General features: G+C 71.9%; 21 protein-coding genes. 12 read left to right on the top strand and 9 right to left on the bottom strand.

From position 1 onward, the window contains the following. The first annotated feature begins 592 nt into the window (after positions 1-592). The 5 genes from GA0115242_RS03355 (at position 593) to GA0115242_RS03335 (ending at position 3052) form a co-directional block, all read left to right on the top strand. Entirely contained in the window at positions 593-787 is a 195-nt protein-coding gene (locus GA0115242_RS03355) for a hypothetical protein (protein ID WP_093824313.1), read from the top strand. Next, entirely contained in the window at positions 787-1869 is a 1083-nt protein-coding gene (locus GA0115242_RS41445; RefSeq protein WP_093824311.1) for a glycoside hydrolase family 25 protein, read from the top strand. The genes GA0115242_RS03355 and GA0115242_RS41445 overlap by 1 nt, the downstream gene beginning before the upstream one ends. A gap of 73 nt (positions 1870-1942) precedes the next feature. Beyond that, complete coding sequence (locus tag GA0115242_RS03345; protein WP_093824309.1) at positions 1943-2263, top strand: hypothetical protein; 321 nt, start codon at positions 1943-1945, stop codon at positions 2261-2263. Continuing rightward, the gene (locus tag GA0115242_RS03340; RefSeq protein WP_093824306.1) at positions 2260-2685 is read left to right on the top strand and encodes a hypothetical protein; all 426 of its coding nucleotides are present in this window, start codon (positions 2260-2262) and stop codon (positions 2683-2685) included. Before GA0115242_RS03345 ends, GA0115242_RS03340 begins: the two co-directional genes overlap by 4 nt. After that, positions 2675-3052 carry a hypothetical protein gene (locus GA0115242_RS03335; RefSeq protein ID WP_093824304.1) on the top strand — a complete coding sequence of 126 codons (378 nt, stop codon included), beginning with the start codon at positions 2675-2677 and terminating at the stop codon, positions 3050-3052. The genes GA0115242_RS03340 and GA0115242_RS03335 overlap by 11 nt, the downstream gene beginning before the upstream one ends. A 47-nt stretch (positions 3053-3099) precedes the next feature. Here GA0115242_RS03335 and GA0115242_RS03330 read toward each other — a convergent pair whose 3' ends face one another. Next, positions 3100-3759, bottom strand: a complete 660-nt coding sequence (locus GA0115242_RS03330; protein WP_093824302.1) for an HAD family hydrolase — start codon at positions 3757-3759, stop codon at positions 3100-3102. Between the two features lie 80 nt (positions 3760-3839). On the opposite strand from GA0115242_RS03330, the gene GA0115242_RS03325 reads away from it, so the two are divergent. From GA0115242_RS03325 to GA0115242_RS03310, 4 genes are all read left to right on the top strand, one after another. Then, positions 3840-5042, top strand: a complete 1203-nt coding sequence (locus GA0115242_RS03325) for a helix-turn-helix domain-containing protein (RefSeq protein WP_093824300.1) — start codon at positions 3840-3842, stop codon at positions 5040-5042. Positions 5043-5142: 100 nt separating this feature from the next. Beyond that, entirely contained in the window at positions 5143-5604 is a 462-nt protein-coding gene (locus tag GA0115242_RS40540; protein WP_176729731.1) for a hypothetical protein, read from the top strand. Beyond that, positions 5601-5957: a DUF6415 family natural product biosynthesis protein gene (locus GA0115242_RS03315; protein ID WP_093824298.1), complete on the top strand. Its 357-nt coding sequence runs from the start codon at positions 5601-5603 to the stop codon at positions 5955-5957. Before GA0115242_RS40540 ends, GA0115242_RS03315 begins: the two co-directional genes overlap by 4 nt. A 112-nt stretch (positions 5958-6069) precedes the next feature. Further along, the gene (locus tag GA0115242_RS03310; protein WP_141721471.1) at positions 6070-6561 is read left to right on the top strand and encodes a hypothetical protein; all 492 of its coding nucleotides are present in this window, start codon (positions 6070-6072) and stop codon (positions 6559-6561) included. A 142-nt stretch (positions 6562-6703) separates the two neighbouring features. Here the strand turns inward: GA0115242_RS03310 and GA0115242_RS03305 are convergent, their stop codons facing one another. Together GA0115242_RS03305 and GA0115242_RS03300 are read right to left on the bottom strand one after the other, a co-directional pair. After that, positions 6704-6988, bottom strand: coding sequence for a helix-turn-helix domain-containing protein (locus GA0115242_RS03305; RefSeq protein ID WP_107461337.1), 285 nt, complete (start codon positions 6986-6988; stop codon positions 6704-6706). 232 nt (positions 6989-7220) lie between these two features. Next, positions 7221-7427, bottom strand: coding sequence for a helix-turn-helix domain-containing protein (locus GA0115242_RS03300; RefSeq protein ID WP_093824294.1), 207 nt, complete (start codon positions 7425-7427; stop codon positions 7221-7223). Between the two features lie 339 nt (positions 7428-7766). Here GA0115242_RS03300 and xerC point away from each other — a divergent pair, with 339 nt between their 5' ends. Beyond that, a complete protein-coding gene (gene xerC, locus GA0115242_RS03295; RefSeq protein WP_093824292.1) occupies positions 7767-8942 on the top strand; it encodes a site-specific integrase in 1176 nt (391 codons plus the stop codon). A gap of 155 nt (positions 8943-9097) precedes the next feature. Here the strand turns inward: xerC and GA0115242_RS03290 are convergent, their stop codons facing one another. The 4 genes from GA0115242_RS03290 to GA0115242_RS03275 all read right to left on the bottom strand — a co-directional run bounded on the left by GA0115242_RS03290 (position 9098) and on the right by GA0115242_RS03275 (position 13018). After that, the gene (locus tag GA0115242_RS03290) at positions 9098-9889 is read right to left on the bottom strand and encodes an SGNH/GDSL hydrolase family protein (protein ID WP_093824290.1); all 792 of its coding nucleotides are present in this window, start codon (positions 9887-9889) and stop codon (positions 9098-9100) included. 127 nt (positions 9890-10016) lie between these two features. Beyond that, entirely contained in the window at positions 10017-11030 is a 1014-nt protein-coding gene (locus GA0115242_RS03285) for a hemolysin family protein (RefSeq protein WP_093824288.1), read from the bottom strand. Continuing rightward, positions 11027-12385: a hemolysin family protein gene (locus GA0115242_RS03280; RefSeq protein WP_093824286.1), complete on the bottom strand. Its 1359-nt coding sequence runs from the start codon at positions 12383-12385 to the stop codon at positions 11027-11029. The genes GA0115242_RS03285 and GA0115242_RS03280 overlap by 4 nt, the downstream gene beginning before the upstream one ends. Positions 12386-12592: 207 nt before the next feature. Next, positions 12593-13018, bottom strand: coding sequence for a GNAT family N-acetyltransferase (locus GA0115242_RS03275; RefSeq protein ID WP_093824284.1), 426 nt, complete (start codon positions 13016-13018; stop codon positions 12593-12595). Between the two features lie 150 nt (positions 13019-13168). Between GA0115242_RS03275 and GA0115242_RS03270 the strand changes: the two genes are divergently transcribed. Together GA0115242_RS03270 and GA0115242_RS03265 are read left to right on the top strand one after the other, a co-directional pair. After that, a complete protein-coding gene (locus GA0115242_RS03270; RefSeq protein ID WP_093824282.1) occupies positions 13169-13429 on the top strand; it encodes a toxin-antitoxin system HicB family antitoxin in 261 nt (86 codons plus the stop codon). A 4-nt stretch (positions 13430-13433) separates the two neighbouring features. Further along, the gene (locus GA0115242_RS03265) at positions 13434-13808 is read left to right on the top strand and encodes a fic family toxin-antitoxin system, toxin component (protein ID WP_093824280.1); all 375 of its coding nucleotides are present in this window, start codon (positions 13434-13436) and stop codon (positions 13806-13808) included. A 94-nt stretch (positions 13809-13902) separates the two neighbouring features. Here the strand turns inward: GA0115242_RS03265 and bioD are convergent, their stop codons facing one another. Beyond that, positions 13903-14619: a dethiobiotin synthase gene (gene bioD / locus GA0115242_RS03260; protein ID WP_093824278.1), complete on the bottom strand. Its 717-nt coding sequence runs from the start codon at positions 14617-14619 to the stop codon at positions 13903-13905. A gap of 1 nt (position 14620) precedes the next feature. Beyond that, complete coding sequence (locus GA0115242_RS03255) at positions 14621-15895, bottom strand: adenosylmethionine--8-amino-7-oxononanoate transaminase (RefSeq protein ID WP_093824533.1); 1275 nt, start codon at positions 15893-15895, stop codon at positions 14621-14623. Between the last annotated feature and the right edge of the window lie 87 nt (positions 15896-15982).

Below are 15982 nucleotides of genomic sequence, written 5' to 3'. Positions count from 1 at the left end.
AAGCAGCCGAGCCCGGAACCCGGTGCGCACCGGGTTCCGAGCGCCTGGCGCCCTGGACCCGGAACCCGGTGCGCACCGGGTTCCGAGCGCCTGGCGCCCTGGACCCGGAACCCGGTGCGTACCGGGTTCCGGAAACCGTTCCCGCCGGGGTCACCACCTGAGACCGGAAACCGTTCCCGCCGGGGTCACCACCGCGCGCGCACTAGTACCTGGCTGATCAACCACCCCTCGGGGTGACCGCCACCGCACGGGTCCGTGGGCACCCACCGGCCGCACCACTCCTCCCTCCCCCCTTCTCGTGCTCACACACCTCGGCGTCGACGACCTCGGCCACAGAACGCCCGCCACGACGAAGCGCACAGCAGACCGACCAGGTGCGCGTGTGCCAGCGCAGCCCTATCCGGTCGCACCACTCCTGTCGTTGAACCCCGGGCAGACCGTTCGCCGCCGACGCTGGTGCGCTGCCCCGGCGGGGCCCGGAAGCCCGCCAGGGCTGAGGGGCTGCCGCCCTACAGCGGCCCTGACCCCCGCTCACCGACAACCTGGTCCCAGCCGCGCCGGCGGGGCCTTCTCCGGCCATCAGGAGGCACTCATGGCACCCGAACCCCACCAGCCCGCCCAGACTGCGTACGAGGCGTACGTGGAGTCCGTCGGCGGCCGAGCGTTCAACGGCGACGCACTGCCCGACTGGGAGGCGCTGCCCGCGCGGATCCAGACGGCCTGGCACGCGGCGGCGAACGCCCTCCTCAAGGACCAGGACCACAACGACGTCGGCGGAGGCTCCTGATGAGCACCTCGACCTGTCGCGGTCTTGACGTTTCCGCCCACCAGGGCAACCAGGACTGGACCGCCCACCGACGAGCCGGGGTGGCCTTCGCCCTCGTCAAGGCCACCGAGGGGCAGCGCGCCCACGACGCGGCCTTCAGCCGCCACGTCCAGGGCGCGCTCGCCGCAGGCATCCTGGTCGGCGGCTACCACTTCGCCTGGCCCAACCAGGACCCGCTCGTCGAAGCCGCGAACTACATCGGCGCCGTCGCGCCGGTCGCCAGTCTCCAGCACGACTTCACGCACTGGCTCGACCTCGAGGCGTACCCCGACAGCCGCAACTACCGCGGGCGCAGCAACGGGCAGATCCTCGCCTGGGTACGGCAGTGGATCGCCACCGTGCAGTCCGCGTTCCCCGCGCAGCGCGTCGGGATCTACACCTCCGGCAGCGACCTGGCTGCCGGACACGTCCCCGACGGCCTGCCGCTCTGGTACCCGGCCTACCCCTGGAAGACCGCCGACTACGCGCGCGCCGAGGCGGCCCCGCAGCCCACTGTGTCCGGCTGGCGCCCCCTCATCTGGCAGTTCACCAGCAGCCCGCTCGACCGCTCCATCGCCTATCTGCCCGAGTCAGAGCTGCGCGCCTGGGCGGCGGGGCAGACCACGACCATCGAGGAGGACCCCGTGCCGGACGAAGTGAACCTCGGCCTTGCCAAGCCCCTGAGCCTGGCGCCCGGACGGTGGACGGAGATCGCCTTCACCACCGAGTGGACCGACACCGCGGACCAGCACCCCGCCGCCAGCAGCGTGTTCGCCCGCGGCGCCTGCCGGTTCACCGGCAGCGTCAGCCTCCGCATCGGCGACCTGCCCGTAGGCGAGACCGTGCAGGTCAGGATGTCGGAGTACACGACGGGCGGGACCCTGGCCAAGGACCACCCGATCGACGAGGCCATCGGGACCAAGGGTGACTCCTTCCACGTCACCCCGCTCACGAAGCACCTGGCGGCCGGCCGAACCATGCGGATCCGGCTGCTCAACAACGGCGCGGACCCGGTCACGGTGAAGTCCGCCGTGCTCACCGCGCTGCTGTGGAAGACAAGTTGACCGCCCGCGCCCGCTGACAGTCCCGAAGGCGCCGGACACCCGTCCGGCGCCGAGCACCAGGAGAGGGATCTCGATGCACCTCACCAACGCCGAGCTCTGGGCCGCGGCCCTCGGCTACGCTCTGCCGCCCGTCATCGCCATCGTTGTCCAGCCGCGCTGGTCGGGCCCCGTCAAGGGCATCTTCATGCTCCTCGTCGCCGTCGCCGACGGCGCTGGCACCGCCTACTTCAACGACGACTTCGCCGGGAAGCCCATCACGACCGGGATCCTCACGGCCGCCGTCGCGATCGGCCTCGCCTACCACACCCTGTGGCGCCCCTCGGGGATCGCGCCCCGCATCGAAGCCGCCACCTCCACCCAGACCGGCACGCCGGCCGCCCCCGGCACCCCGTGACCGGCAGGCTCGCCGAGGGCGCCTCGAAGCTTCAGCAGCACATCCACCTGCGCGGCCTCGGATTCATCGTCGCCGGAGCCTCGTCGATCTACTACGGCGCCAGCATCGCGATCGACCCCCGCTACGGAACCGTCCGAGGCATCCAGATCCTGCTCCAGCGGATGTGCATGGAGGGCTGGGGGTGGGTGTGGATCGGGTGCGGCCTGATCGCGGTCGCCTACGGCCTGCTGCGGCCGGTCTGGGACGTCCCGGGAATCGTCGCCTCGATCGCGCCCCCGCTGATGTGGGCGACCGCCTACCTGATCGCCACCATCGCCGGAGCCTCGTCGAACGCCTGGGGCAGCGTCGGCATGTGGTTGTCCCGGGCCGGCCTGGTCCTGATCCTGATGCGCGCGACCCGGACGGTGAGCCGTGGACACTAACCCGTGGCTCTCCGCCTTCGCCATCCTCGTCCCGGCCACCGCGTCCATCCTCGTTGCCCTCGTCGCCCGCAACCGCGCGGACGACGATGACGAGGAACTGCCCGCGGCGCCGGGGCAGCCTGCCGGGACCTGGAGCGTGAGCCCGGAGATGTACAGGTGGTTCCAGGACCAGATGTCCGCCCTTCACACGAGGATGCGCGTCCTCGAGGACGCGGAACGCGAATCGCGGTCGCGCGCGGACCGGACGGACCGGCTGCTCGGTCTGGCGCTGGACCACATCAGCGCGCAGGACGAGCAGCTCCGGGCGGCGGGCCTGCCGCTGATACCGATGGACCCCGAGCTGGTCGCTGCCCGCGACTCCCGCTGAACCGTTCCTCTGCCCCCTTCCGCCTACGGGCGGGAGGGGGCTCTTCGTCATGCCCAGATGGCGGCAAGTGCCCTATCGGTGTCCGAGAGGTTGTCGAGCACCACGTCGGCCGCCAGGTCGTCAGCAGAAGTACGTCCCGTGGCGACGGCGACGACCCGGATGCCCGCGGTCCGGGCGCCCGCAACGTCAGCGGGGGTGTCGCCGAGGAACACGGCCTCTCCCGGGCTGGTGCCCGCACGCCCGAGAGCCGTGCGCAGCAAATCAGCGCGGTCCTCACCGTCCTCTGCGTACGCGCCGTTCTCGAGGCGCAGGTAGCTGTCCAGCCCGAACACGCTCAGCTTCACCTCGGCAGCCGCACGAACGTTGCCGGTCACGACGGACTGAGGCACGCCCTGCTCGGTGAGCGCCGCGAGAACTACGGCGGCCCCGGGAAGGGCGTGCCCTCGCTCACGTAGCTCGGCTGCCCGGCGAATGTGTACCAGTCCAAGGACCTGGGCGAAGTCCTCGAAGAGGCCATCCGTATAGGGGACATCGTGCAGTCTGGCGGTTTCTCGGAGGATCACGCGTTCCGTTGATCCCGTGACGGCCGCCTGCTCACGCATCTCCACACCGGTCACCTCGGCAAACGCCTGCGCCCACAGCTCACGCCCGAGCCCGCCCGTGACCATGAGCGTGTGATCGATGTCCCACAGCACCAGCTCCGGCACCGAATGCTCCTCTCCCCGAACTCACGCCTCCGCGACAGGCGCACCCTACGCTCAGACCAGCGAGCAAGGAGAGGGCGCACATGGTTGCAACAGACCTTCCCATCGGGGACCGGATCAGGCACTACCGCGGCGGCCGGCGCCAGGACGCGGTCGCCGGGCTGGTCGGGATCTCACCGGACTACCTGTCCCAGATCGAGCGCGGCCTCAAGATCCCGTCGTTGCCGATCCTCTACCTCCTCGCCCAGGAGCTGGGCGTGCCCGCTGCTGCCCTGCTCTCCGAGCAGGCGCCCGCGGACGAGTCCGCAGACGACACCGCAGAAACCTCAGTGGGCCGGGCCCTGCTCGGGTACGGGCCCGCGCGCAGTGCTGCGCCGGTGGCAGCAGCAGAGCTGAGGGAGCATGTGGAAGCGGCGTGGCATAGCTGGCAGACAGCGGCTGACCGCTTCACTCAGGCCGCCAGCACGTTGCCCAGCCTGGTGGCCGACGTCGAACACGCCGTGCGCGCAGCGCGTGCTGGGACGGACGCGGACGAGCGCCGGGCTGTCCTTCGCGCAGCGGCTGACCTGTACTGCCTTCTCCGTTCCTATCTCCGGCGCACCGGCCGCGTAGACCTCGCCACGCTCGCCGCAGACCGGGCGATGCGCGCGGCCGAGGACGCGGACGACCCGCTGCGGATTGCCGCCGCCCAGTGGAACCTCGGGCACGTGCTCCTGGCAGCCGGTCAGCCTGGTGAAGCCGAGGAGCTGGCGCTACGGGCTGCCGAGCAGGTGGCCACAGCGCGGCTGCCGGAGGTTCAGAAGGCGGCGATGGGTGGCGCGCTCCAGCTCGTCGCTGTGGTCGGCGCGGCCCGGCGGCGCCAGTGGTGGGAGGCTCGGGAACGGCTGACGGAGAAAGCGGCGCCGGCCGCCCGCCGGGTCGGGGATGCCAGCAACATCGGCTGGACGGTCTTCGGCCCGACGAACATCGCCTTGCACGCCCTGTCGATCGATATGGAGGCGGGTGAGACAGGGGAAGCGCTGCATACGGCCGACGCAATCGACACGAGCGGTGTGCCCTCGCTGGAGCGCGCGTTCACGTTCGGGCTTGAGGTGGCCGCCTGCCACAGCCAGCGGCGAGACGACGCCTCAGTCCTACTCACCCTGCTGGGGCTGGAGGCGGTCGCGCCAGAAGACCTGGCCCGCACTCCTCTGGCGCGGCATCTGGTCCTGACCGTGATTCGCAGGGCGCGGGCCATGCAGGCTCGGCAGGCCGAAGCCTTGGCGAAGCGGATCGGCTTGGTCTAGGCGAGCTGCCAGGCCACCCGAGCTGACAGTTCGGGTGGCCTGGCCAGGTGCTGCCTACGGTCCCGGTGTGAGACAAACCACCGGACCCGGGGAGGCAGGTATGCCCGCCGAAACAGACGTGAGCCGCGAGGTGTTGGAAGCACTCGCTCTCCCGAAGTTCGCTGGCCTGGACGAGGCGAGGGCAGCCGGCCGCGCCTGTGTGTGGGGCGGCGAGCCGCTACGGATCGAGACCGCCGTTGACCTCGGTGAGCAGGTGGGCCCAGTCGGCACGTGGTTCCCTCGCGCCTCGCGCCGGGCCGTCGCCGAGCGGGCGCACCGGGCCCTCGTCGCGCACGCGCCGCTGTGCCCGAAGTGCCGCGACGAGGGCCGGACCGACTGCGCGCTCGGTGCCGAGCTGCACCGCCTGGTCCTCGTCTACACCCCGGTGCGGTACTGCGCCTCCTGCGCGCGGCAGATCGGGCCCGGCGAGGAGTTCGAACGGCACCTGACCCAGGCCCCGTCCGGCACGGGCGGCGCCACCCTCTACACGCACCGGGCGTGTCCGCCGAGGAGGTCGCGGTGACCGCCGCACGGCAGGTGCACCCGGACCTGGCGATCATGCGGGAGACCGCCGCCATCGTGCTCGACCCGGCTGCGCTCGCCGCCTCGCGCGACGAGATCGCCGCGTTGACCGAGGCCCTCACCGGCCACCTGCACGAGCTGGTACCCGCCGTCGAGGAGCTGACGGGCAGCCGCCCTTCGACAGCCGATCAGGTCTGCGCGCTCGCCGGTCTGGCCGAGGCCCGGCGCAAGCTCGGCCAGCAGCCGGAGGAGGGCAGAGAGGCCGCCCACGCCCGCCGCCTGGCCCGCGTGACGCTCGCCCTCTCGACGCACTGGGAGACGCTCTTCGCCCCGGGTCCCGCGCCCAGCCGATGACCCCCCGCCCGGCCCCGAATCGCTCCCGGGCCGGGCGGGTGCGGCGCCCCGGCGGCGGTGAGGCCGTTCCCGCCGGGGCGCCACCTGCACGTACGGCACTCAAGGAGAACCCATGGACCCCGAGAGAGTGATCGCCTGGCTCGCCAGGTCAGCTTTCAAGCCCGCTCATGGCGAGCACGAGCTGAGAAGAGAGGGCGTGACACTCGTCGCCCTCGGCTCGAACTTCTCCGCCGTGCGGATGCCCTGGCAGCTCGTCAGTGCCGGACTGCAGATCAGCACGCCGGCCGAAGCGAAGTCCGCGATGAGCCGTCTCAACGGCGCGATCATCTGCGACCACAGGAAACCAGCCGGGCCCTCCTACTACGCCCTCGTCCCCTCCGGCCTCGACTGGCACCTCGACCACCTGGCCAAGTACCTCGATCGCGACGTCTACCTGCCTGTCCCGGCGCCGCACCGCACGGAGCCACCCAGCACGCACTGGGCGACCCCGCCCCGGTACGAGGACGACCTCTGCGACAGCAGCGCCATCGAGCAGATGCTCATCACAGGAGCGTGCGCGGTGCGGGCCCGCGAAGCGGCCGAGCCGTCGGTCCGATGGCCCTGACCGACCGCTCGGCTCTGCAGTCCGCGTGGCAGGGGCACCGCCGCAACTGCCCCGACTGCCGCACGGGCTGGGGGTGCAGCGTCGGGGATCGGCTCCAGCGCGCGGGGCGGGCGGCGGCGACGGCCGGGCGGCCTCGGGATCGTTAGGAGGCGGGGCGGCTGTCCCGGGTGGCGACGGTGAGGTCGATCTCCAGGGTGTCGTCGACCAGGAGCGCGAGAGGCACGTCCAGGACGTCCGCGATCTGCACGAGCATGGACAGGGCCGGGTCCCGCTGGCCACGCTCCCACCGGACCACACTGCGGCGGTCGGCGCCGATGGCGTGGGCCACCTGCTCCTGCGTCATTTTGCGGTGCCTGCGCACGGTGCGGATGCGCTCGCCGATCGCGCGGCGGCGCAGGACCGACCAGTCGGGCTCCTCCTGTGGCACGCACCCACCGTGGCGGGCAAAGGATCTTGTGTCTGTGCCCAGCCAGGCACTTTTCAGCAGATGCGCAAAGTGCTTGAATGATGCATTCAGGCCAAGTCCCTTGAATGGCCCAAAACTTGGCGCCCTGGACCTTCGTGTCCCAGGCGGCAGGTGCCCCCTCGTCCATACTCCGCAAAGTCGGGATCGAGGGGGTCCGTCCGGGCCCGGCCTGCCGCCGGGCCCGGACTAGTTTTCAGGCCTCGCCGCCGTCCAGCACTCGGGCCAGCGAGGCTGTCACGATGCGACAGTGGGAACCCATCTCGATGGTCCTGACGGGCGACTGGCCGGACCTGATCAGCCGGGAGAGCTGGTTCCTCGAGATGCCGAGCGCGGACGCCGCCTTCTGGATGCTCACGGTGCCAGGCCACGACCGGACCTCCTCCAGGGCTGCGGTGGTCATGGGTGCCTCCCGGTGAAGTTTCGCAACCTAACTGAACGTCCGTGGACAGTACGGCACACTATCTAGCGCACGCAACTAACTCGCATGCGTGCAACTCGCCCGCGGCCCGCAGTGTGGACCGCATCAGTCCCCAGGCCTGTGAAAGCCGATGCGGCCCGCAGGCCGTGCCCGAAAGGGAACCCATGGCCCGTTCTTCGCGGCGGCGCGTCCGCCACTTCTATAGGGACCCCTATGTCCCTGCGCTTTCCTGGGGTGAACTGCCCGGCCGAGATCTGGGGGCCGCCCGCCTCGTCGCCATCACGCCTGACCTCGTGCGGCTCTGGCTCGAGAGGATGCGCCGTGGCTGACCCGATCAAGGTGATCACTCTGCCGAGTGGGCAGGTGCGCTACAGGTTCGTGATCGACGTGGGAGTGCATCCGAACGGCAAGCGGCGTCAGCTAACCGTCACGAAAAAAGACGAGGACGAAGCCCGTGTTGCCTACGGCAGGATCCTCTCGCAGAAAGCGGCCGGCACCCTGGTGCTGCCCACCAGGATCACGGTGGCGCAGTGGATCGAGGAGTGGCTGAAGCAGAAGGAACGAGACGTCGAGACGACGACCATCCGTACCTACGGCCATGCCCTCATCCACATGGTCGACATTCTGGGCCCGATCAAGCTCCAGGAACTCACGCAGGAGCAAGTCCGCGACTGCATCGACATGATCGTTGCATCCGGCAGGAGGGCGGGGGGAAGCAAAGGCAGCCGCCTTGCCGTGTCCACTGTCGAAGGCATCCTCGGTAAGTTCCGCGAGTGTTTGGCCGCTGCCGTTGTCCAACGGCTCCGCGTCACCAACCCGGCGGAGGGCGTTCGCGTCAGCCTCGCGGACAAGAAGCTGGACAGGCGGGAGAGGCCCAGGGTCAAGCCCTGGTCGGTTCAGGAGGTCCAGAAGTTCGTCGCGAAGATCCCGCGGGACCGGCTCCACGCTCCCTTGCTGTTCTCCCTGATGGGGCTGCGGCCTGCCGAAGTGGTGGGCCTCCGGTGGGAGTACCTGGACCTAAAGAACGCGACCCTCGAGATCGCTGTCACGCGCACCATGATCGGGAACGTCATTGTCCTCGAGAAGGACGCCAAGACCGAGGCCGGTGAGCGACTCCTGCCGCTCCCGCTGCCTGTCCTGGAAGCCCTGAAGAAGTTCAAGGCGCGCCAGGCCCAGGAGAAGCTGGCAGCGGGGGAGGCATACGTTGACAGCGGCTGGGTCGTCGTCAATGAGTTCGGTGTCGCCAGGAATACGAGGCACCTGCGGGAGCACGCGTACCGACTGATGCGCGAGTTCGAGCTGCGCAGAGTCCGGCTGTACGACGCGCGGCACTCCTGCCTCAGCTACCTGGCCAACAACGGCGTGCCGGACCATATCCTCGCGCGCTGGGCCGGGCATGCGAACGCGGACTTCACCAAGCGGAAGTACGTCCATGTCGAGGTAGAGGACATGCGCGAAGCGGCAGAGACCTGGAGGGGGCTGCACGGCGGCCAGTGAGATCCTGTGAGAGATGCTCGCCGAAAGAGCCTCCGGTGAGCCATTTGACCTGCAAAAACGCCGCACGGCGTAGAACAGTGGACGGATTGTACTGGCGATTCGTGCAGGTCGGAGCCGGGGGGCCGGTCGTGCGAAGCTACGAGACGGCCGTCACGTCACCCCTGGGCGCCGGGGTACGGCAGCAGCTCGGTGTGCTTCGGCGCCCGGCCGTCGCCCGAGGAGCGGCCGGTCAGCCGCCGGCCTATCCACGGGAAGAGGTGCTGCCGGGCGAACCGGACGTCCGCCACCCGCCGCGCGCCCCAGCCGGGCGGCGGCGTCACCGGCATCGGCGTCCGCCACTCGGCGTCCCCCGCGCCCTCGGGCGGGTAGCCGAGCGTCTCCCAGACCGCCGCCGCGACCCTGCGGTGCCCCTCGGCCGTCAGGTGCAGCCGGTCCACGTCCCACAGCCGCGGGTCGCCGAGCGAGGGCGCCCCGTACAGGTCGACGACGACCGCGTCGTGCTTCGCGGCCAGCTCCACGACGCAGTCGAACAGCTCCTCCATGCGCGGCCTGAACCGGTCGAGGACCGGGCCCTGCCGACCGGGGCTGCGCATCAGCACGAGCCGCTCGCAGGCGGGCGCCAGCCGTTCCACGGCCTCGGTGAGCAGGTCGCGGACCCGGACCATGTCGCACTTCGGGCGCAGGGTGTCGTTGAGGCCGCCGACCAGGGTGATCACGTCCGGGCGCATGGCCGCGGCGACGTCCACCTGCTCGTCGACGATCTGCTGGATCAGCTTGCCGCGGACCGCCAGGTTGGCGTAGCGGAAGCCGGGGGAGCGGGCGGCCATCCGGCCGGCGAGGACATCGGCCCAGCCCCGGTACGTGCCGTCCGGGAGGAGGTCCGACATGCCCTCGGTGAACGAGTCGCCGACGGCGACCAGGCTGGTGTGGGTGGGGTTCGTCTGCATGGCGACGAAAAGGGTAACGCGCCGGCGTACCGGTCGGTAGGTCGGGCCCCCGCGGGCACCGGGACGCCCCGGCGGGGAAGCGCCCCGGTGCCCGCGGAAGCCGTCCGCGGGCACCGGGGCGACCGGCTCAGGCGCGCTGGCCGAACAGCTCCCGCAGGACGTCCTCCATGGTCACCAGGCCCGCCAGCCGCCCGTCGTCACCGAGCACGGCGGCCAGATGGGTGCGGCTGCCGCGCATCGCGGTCAGGACGTCGTCCAGCGGCGTGACGGCCCGCACGCGCGCGATGGGCCGCATGTCGGGCACCCGGAACGGCAGGTCGCGCGGGGAGGCGTCGAGCGCGTCCTTGACGTGCAGGTAGCCGACGATCCGCCGGTTGGCGTCCACCACGGGGAATCGGGAGAACCCGGACTCCGCGGAGAGCTGCTCCAGTTGCTCGGGGGTGACGCCCACGCGCGCGTGGACGACCCGTTCCAGCGGCAGCACGACGTCCCGCACCGGCCTGCGGCCCAGCTCCAGCGCGTCGTGCAGGCGCTCCAGAGCCCGGTCGTCGATGAGACCGGCCTCCCCTGAGTCCTGGACGAGACGGGCCAGCTCGGCGTCCGAGAAGGTCGCCGTGACCTCGTCCTTCGCCTCCACCCGCAACAGCCTCAGCAGGGCGTTCGCGAAGGCGTTGACCGCGAAGATCACCGGCCGCAGCGCCCGCGACAGGGCCACGAGCGGCGGCCCGAGCAGCAGCGCGCTGCGCACCGGCTCGGCCAGCGCGATGTTCTTCGGGACCATCTCGCCCAGCAGCATGTGCAGATAGGTCGCCAGGGTCAGCGCGATCACGAAGGAGACCGCGTGTCCCGCGCCGGACGGCACGCCCACCGCGTGGAACACCGGTTCCAGGAGGTGCGCGATGGCCGGTTCCGCGACCACGCCGAGCACCAGCGTGCACAGGGTGATGCCGAGCTGGGCGGCCGCCAGCAGCGCGGAGACGTGCTGGAGCCCCCACAGCACGCTCTTCGCGCGCCGGTCGCCCTCCTCCGCGTGCGGTTCGATCTGGCTGCGGCGGACCGAGATCAGCGCGAACTCGGCGCCGACGAAGAACGCGTTCACGACCAGCGTCGCGAGGCCGATCAGCAGTTGGACGGCGGTCATCGGGCGTTCCTCCCGCCGGCCGCGCCGGCCGTCTCGGAATCGGCGTCGTCCTCGGCGGGAGCCCGCATCAGCACGCGGGCGGCCCGGTGCCCGGAGGCGTCGACCACGTCGAGCCGCCACCCGGCGACGGTCACGCTGTCGTCGACGGCGGGGATGCGGCCGAGTTCGGTCGCGACCAGTCCGGCCAGCGTCTCGTAGGGGCCCTCGGGGGCGCGCAGGCCGACGCGGGCGAGCTGGTCGACGCGGGTCGCGCCGTCCGCCGAGTACAGCGCGTGGCCGTCCTCGTCGCTGCCCGCCGGGGCGAGCCCCGGTGTCTCGTGCGGGTCGTGCTCGTCCCGCACCTCGCCGACGACCTCCTCGACGATGTCCTCCAGGGTGGCGACCCCGGCGGTGCCGCCGTACTCGTCGATGACCACGGCCATGGTGCGGCGGCCGGAGAGCCGGTCGAGCAGCCGGTCGACGGTGAGGGTCTCCGGGACGAACAGCGGCTCGCGCATGATCTCGGCGACGGGCACGCGCGCGCGGCGCTCGCCGGGCACGGCCAGCACGTCCTTGATGTGCGCGACGCCCACCACCGAGTCGAGGTTGCCCCGGTAGACGGGGAACCGGGACAGACCGGTCGCCCGGGTCGCGTTCGCCACGTCCTCGCAGGTCGCGCGGGAGTCCAGGGCCATCACCTGGACGCGCGGGGTCATCACGTTCTCCGCGGTCAGATCGGCGAGGTTCAGGGTGCGCACGAACAGCTCGGCGGTGTCCGCCTCCAGGGCGCCCTCCTTCGCGGAGTGGCGGGCGAGCGCGGCCAGCTCCTGGGGGCCGCGGGCGGCCGCCAGCTCCTCGGTGGGCTCCACCCCGAAGCGGCGCACCACGTGGTTGGCGGTGTTGTTGAGGTGGGAGATGAAGGGCCGGAAGGCCGCGCTGAACCAGCGCTGCGCGTTCCCGACCCGCTTGGCGACGGCCAGCGGCGAGGAGATCGCCCAGTTCTTCGGCACCAGCTCGCCGACGACCATCAGGAAGACCGTGGAGAGCGCGGTGCCGAGGACCAGCGCCAGGGTCGAGGCCGTCGATCCGGGGACGCCGGCCGACTCCAGCGGTCCGGCGATCAGCTTGGCGATCGACGGCTCGGCGAGCATGCCGACGACGAGGTTGGTGACGGTGATGCCGAGCTGGGCGCCGGAGAGCTGGAAGGTCAGGTTCTTCACGGCTCTGAGGGCGCCCTCGGCACCCCGTTCACCGCGTTCGACCGCCTGTTCGAGGTCGCCGCGCTGGACCGTGGTCAGCGAGAACTCGGCGGCGACGAAGGCACCGCAGGCGAGCGACAGCAGGATCGCCACCAGCAGGAGGAGCACTTCGGTCATCGGGTCACCTCCGTCCCAGGATCGGGCAGGAGGGGGAGGAGCGCGCGGTGTCGTACGCCACGCTTGCTACTGGGAGGTTCGCCCATGGGCGGACGCTCACACCTTTCATGGAGGATCGGATCACCCCCGAGAGGGGTGTGATGATCCTGCAATCGTAAAGGACCCGCAAAGTATTCCCGGGCGGCCGGTGAGCGGACGGGCGGCGGTTCAGCCGGTGAGCGGCTTCACCCAGCGCCGCCACTGCTCCTCGGGCCCGTACCCGGCGGCGTCCCAGGTGAGCCTGCCGCGCTCGTTGCCGGTCAGGACCATGGCGTCGGCCCGGCGGCCCCCGAGTGCGACGAACCGTTCCTCCGCCGCCGCGAGCAGCGCCGTCCCGATGCCCTGACGGCGATGCCGCGGATGCACCGCGAGCCGGTACAGGTGGCAGCGCCAGCCGTCGAACCCGGCGATCACCGTGCCGAGCAGTGCGCCGTCCCGCTCCGCCAGGAGCAGTGCCCCGGGGTCGCGCTCCACCAGCCGCTCGACCCCCGCCCGGTCGTCGCTGATGCTCGTCCCCTCGGCGGCGGTCCGCCAGAAGGCCAGCACGGTGTCCAGATCGGCGGACCCGGCGGCCCGGATGTGCGATGCGCTCATACGGTGATCCCAGCACCGCCCGCCGCCCCCGCACCCGGAATTCCACCATCCGGACAGCCTGGCCGCGCCGGCCGCTCCCGATCGCGTCTCCCCACCGGCGTCCCGGTCCGCGTCTTGCCGCCGCTAGCGTTTCCGCGCTAGCTTCGAGGCATGGCGAAGACCCAGCTGAACGTCCGGGTGGACGAGGGCACGGCCCGTGCCGCCCGTGAGCGCGCGCTCTCCCGCGGCATCAGCGTCAACCGGTACATCGAGGAACTGGTCAGACAGGACACCGGCGAGGTCGGCCACACCTTCGTGCAGGCCGCGGCCGACTTCATGAAGCAGTACGAGTCCGTCCTCGCCGAGGAGTTCGGCGCCGAGGCCGAGGGCAGGGGTTCCGGCGCGCGGGGCCCTCGCGAAGGTCGCCGCTGATCCCTTGAGCCGCCTCAGCATCGACCTCGCCTGGCTCCTCATGCTCGCCGAACAGAAGACGCCGGGCGACCCCCAGGTCTCCGACTGGGGCGCCCTCGTCGCGGCCGTCGCGCGGCACGAGGCCGAGATATTCGACGTCCCCGTCTACGACACCCCGCACGCCCGCGCCGCCGCCCTGCTCCAACTCCTGGTCCACGTACCGGCGCTGGAGCGCTCCAACGCGCTGTTCGCGTCCGCCGTCGCCTACGCCTACCTGGTCGCCAGCGGCCTGAAGGTGGCGACCTCGCCCGTCCAGGTCCGCGAACTGGCCCGGCTGGTCAAGAGCGGCGAGGCGTCCGTCCATGACATCGCCGAGGAACTGCGCGGCTGGACGGTCTGAACTCCCGGGCCGTAGCGCCCCGTTGGCCGGGACGGGAGACCCGCGACGGTGCCACGCGCCCCACCGTCACGTCCTCCTCGTCACGTCCCCTGCGTCAGCGGGACTCGCGGGCGGTGAAGGCCGCCGCGTCCCAGGTGCCGTGCAGGCGCGGGGCCAGCCATGTCGGTGCCCCGGCGCGGAAGTCGGCGGGGGGCAGGGATCCCGCGCCGGCCGGGAGCGCGCCGAGCAGCGGGGCGCCCGACACCTCCGGCAGGTCCCGCACGTTGCAGCGCGTCGCCAGATCGGGGGAGCCGGGCCAGCTCCCGATCAGCACTCCCGCCGACTCCAGCCCGCGCGAACGGAGTTCACGGGCCGTCAGCTCCGTGGTGTTGAGCGTGCCGAGGCCCGCCGTCGCCACCACGAGCACCGGCGCGGCCAGCAGGCCCGCCGCGTCGGCCAGCGTGCCGCCGTCCACGTCCAACCGGACCAGCAGGCCGCCCGCCCCCTCCACCAGCACCAGGTCGTGCTCGGTGGCGAGCTTCGCGGCGGCCTCCGCGACCTCCCCCGGGCGCACCGGCGCCCGACCGGCCAGCCGCGCCGCCGTGGCCGGTGCCAACGGGTCGGGGTAGCGGGCGAGTTCGGCGGTCGTGAGGCCGCCCGCGAGCCGCGCCACCTCCGCCGCGTCCCCCGGCTCGTGCGGCAGGACACCGGTCTGCGCCGCCTTCAGGACGGCCACCGTGCGGCCGGTCGCCAGGGCCGCGGCCGCCACGGCGGCGGTCGCGACCGTCTTGCCGACCTCCGTGCCCGTCCCCGTGATCACCAGGACCGTCATGTCATCCCTCCCGCGCCGCCGCGCACACCGCGCGGGCGATCCGTGCCACGTCCGCGTCGTCGGTGACGTACGGCGGCATCGTGTAGACGAGGTCGCGGAACGGCCGCAGCCACACGCCCTCCCGGACGGCGGCCCGGGTCGCGGCCGCCATGTCCACGGGGTGGTCCAGCTGCACCACCCCGATCGCGCCGAGGACCCGCACGTCCCGCACCCCGGGCAGTTCCCGCGCGGGGGCGAGCCCGTCCCGCAGTCCCGTCCCGATCCGCGTCACCTCGGCCCGCCAGTCCTGGCCGACCAGCAGCTCGATCGAGGCGCAGGCGACGGCCGCGGCCAGCGGGTTGCCCATGAACGTCGGCCCGTGGGCGAGGACCGGCACCTCACCGCGCGAGATGCCGTCGGCCACCCGCGGGGTGCACAGGGTCGCCGCCATCGTCAGACAGCCGCCGGTCAGCGCCTTGCCGACGCACATCACGTCCGGTGTCACCGCCGCGTGGTCGGCCGCGAACAGCGCGCCCGTGCGACCGAACCCGGTGGCGATCTCGTCGAACACCAGCAGCACGTCGTGCGCGTCGCACGCCTCGCGCAGCACCCGCAGATAGGCGGGGGAGTGGAACCGCATCCCGCCCGCGCCCTGCACCACCGGCTCCACGATCACCGCGGCCAGCTCGTCGGCGTGCCGCGCGATCTCCGTCCGCAGCAGCTCGGCGTACCCCTCGTCGTACGCGGTGGGCGGCTCCCGCACGAAGACCTGCCGGGGCAGCACCCCGGGCGCCGCGTTCCACAGGTCGTGCATCCCGCCCTCGGGGTCGCACACCGACATCGGCTGCCAGGTGTCCCCGTGGTAGCCGCCGCGCCAGGTCAGCAGCCGGTGCTTGCCCGGACGGCCCAGCGAACGCCAGTACTGGAGGCACATCTTGACGGCGACCTCGACCGAGACCGAACCGGAGTCGGCCAGGAAGACGTGCTCGAGACCTTCGGGCGACAGCTCGACCAGGAGCTTCGCCAGCCGTACGGCGGGCTCGTGGGTGAGCCCGCCGAACATGACGTGGCTCATCCGGCCGAGCTGCGCGCGGGCCGCCTCGTTCAGCACCGGGTGGTTGTAGCCGTGGATCGCCGACCACCAGGACGCCATCCCGTCGACCAGTTCGCCCGCGCCGTCGGCCAGCCGCAGCCGCACCCCGCTCGCCGACTCCACGACGAGCGGTTCGTTCCGGCCGGGCATCGGCCCGTACGGGTGCCACACGTGCCGCCGGTCCAGCTCCAGCAACTCGGGCACGGAGAGCCGGGCTTGGGACCCGGCCACCGCAACTCCGGCGCCGGTGACGCCGATCCCGGTTCCAGGCGCGCTCCCGTCGAGCACGTC

It is taken from the genome of Streptomyces sp. SolWspMP-5a-2 (assembly GCF_900091845.1).
Classification (GTDB): domain Bacteria; phylum Actinomycetota; class Actinomycetes; order Streptomycetales; family Streptomycetaceae; genus Streptomyces; species Streptomyces doudnae.
The sequence above is the reverse complement of the archived record's forward strand: the minus strand, read 5'-3'. Positions and strand labels throughout refer to the sequence as shown.

Bases quoted from the DNA above. Each gene is read 5' to 3' on its own strand.
- GA0115242_RS03355 (WP_093824313.1), top strand. From the start codon at position 593: ATGGCACCCGAACCCCACCAGCCCGCCCAGACTGCGTACGAGGCGTAC.
- GA0115242_RS41445 (WP_093824311.1), top strand. From the start codon at position 787: ATGAGCACCTCGACCTGTCGCGGTCTTGACGTTTCCGCCCACCAGGGC.
- GA0115242_RS03345 (WP_093824309.1), top strand. From the start codon at position 1,943: ATGCACCTCACCAACGCCGAGCTCTGGGCCGCGGCCCTCGGCTACGCT.
- GA0115242_RS03325 (WP_093824300.1), top strand. From the start codon at position 3,840: ATGGTTGCAACAGACCTTCCCATCGGGGACCGGATCAGGCACTACCGC.
- GA0115242_RS40540 (WP_176729731.1), top strand. From the start codon at position 5,143: ATGCCCGCCGAAACAGACGTGAGCCGCGAGGTGTTGGAAGCACTCGCT.
- GA0115242_RS03310 (WP_141721471.1), top strand. From the start codon at position 6,070: ATGGACCCCGAGAGAGTGATCGCCTGGCTCGCCAGGTCAGCTTTCAAG.
- GA0115242_RS03300 (WP_093824294.1), bottom strand. From the start codon at position 7,427: ATGACCACCGCAGCCCTGGAGGAGGTCCGGTCGTGGCCTGGCACCGTG.
- GA0115242_RS03290 (WP_093824290.1), bottom strand. From the start codon at position 9,889: ATGCAGACGAACCCCACCCACACCAGCCTGGTCGCCGTCGGCGACTCG.
- GA0115242_RS03285 (WP_093824288.1), bottom strand. From the start codon at position 11,030: ATGACCGCCGTCCAACTGCTGATCGGCCTCGCGACGCTGGTCGTGAAC.
- GA0115242_RS03280 (WP_093824286.1), bottom strand. From the start codon at position 12,385: ATGACCGAAGTGCTCCTCCTGCTGGTGGCGATCCTGCTGTCGCTCGCC.
- GA0115242_RS03275 (WP_093824284.1), bottom strand. From the start codon at position 13,018: ATGAGCGCATCGCACATCCGGGCCGCCGGGTCCGCCGATCTGGACACC.
- GA0115242_RS03270 (WP_093824282.1), top strand. From the start codon at position 13,169: ATGGCGAAGACCCAGCTGAACGTCCGGGTGGACGAGGGCACGGCCCGT.
- bioD (WP_093824278.1), bottom strand. From the start codon at position 14,619: ATGACGGTCCTGGTGATCACGGGGACGGGCACGGAGGTCGGCAAGACG.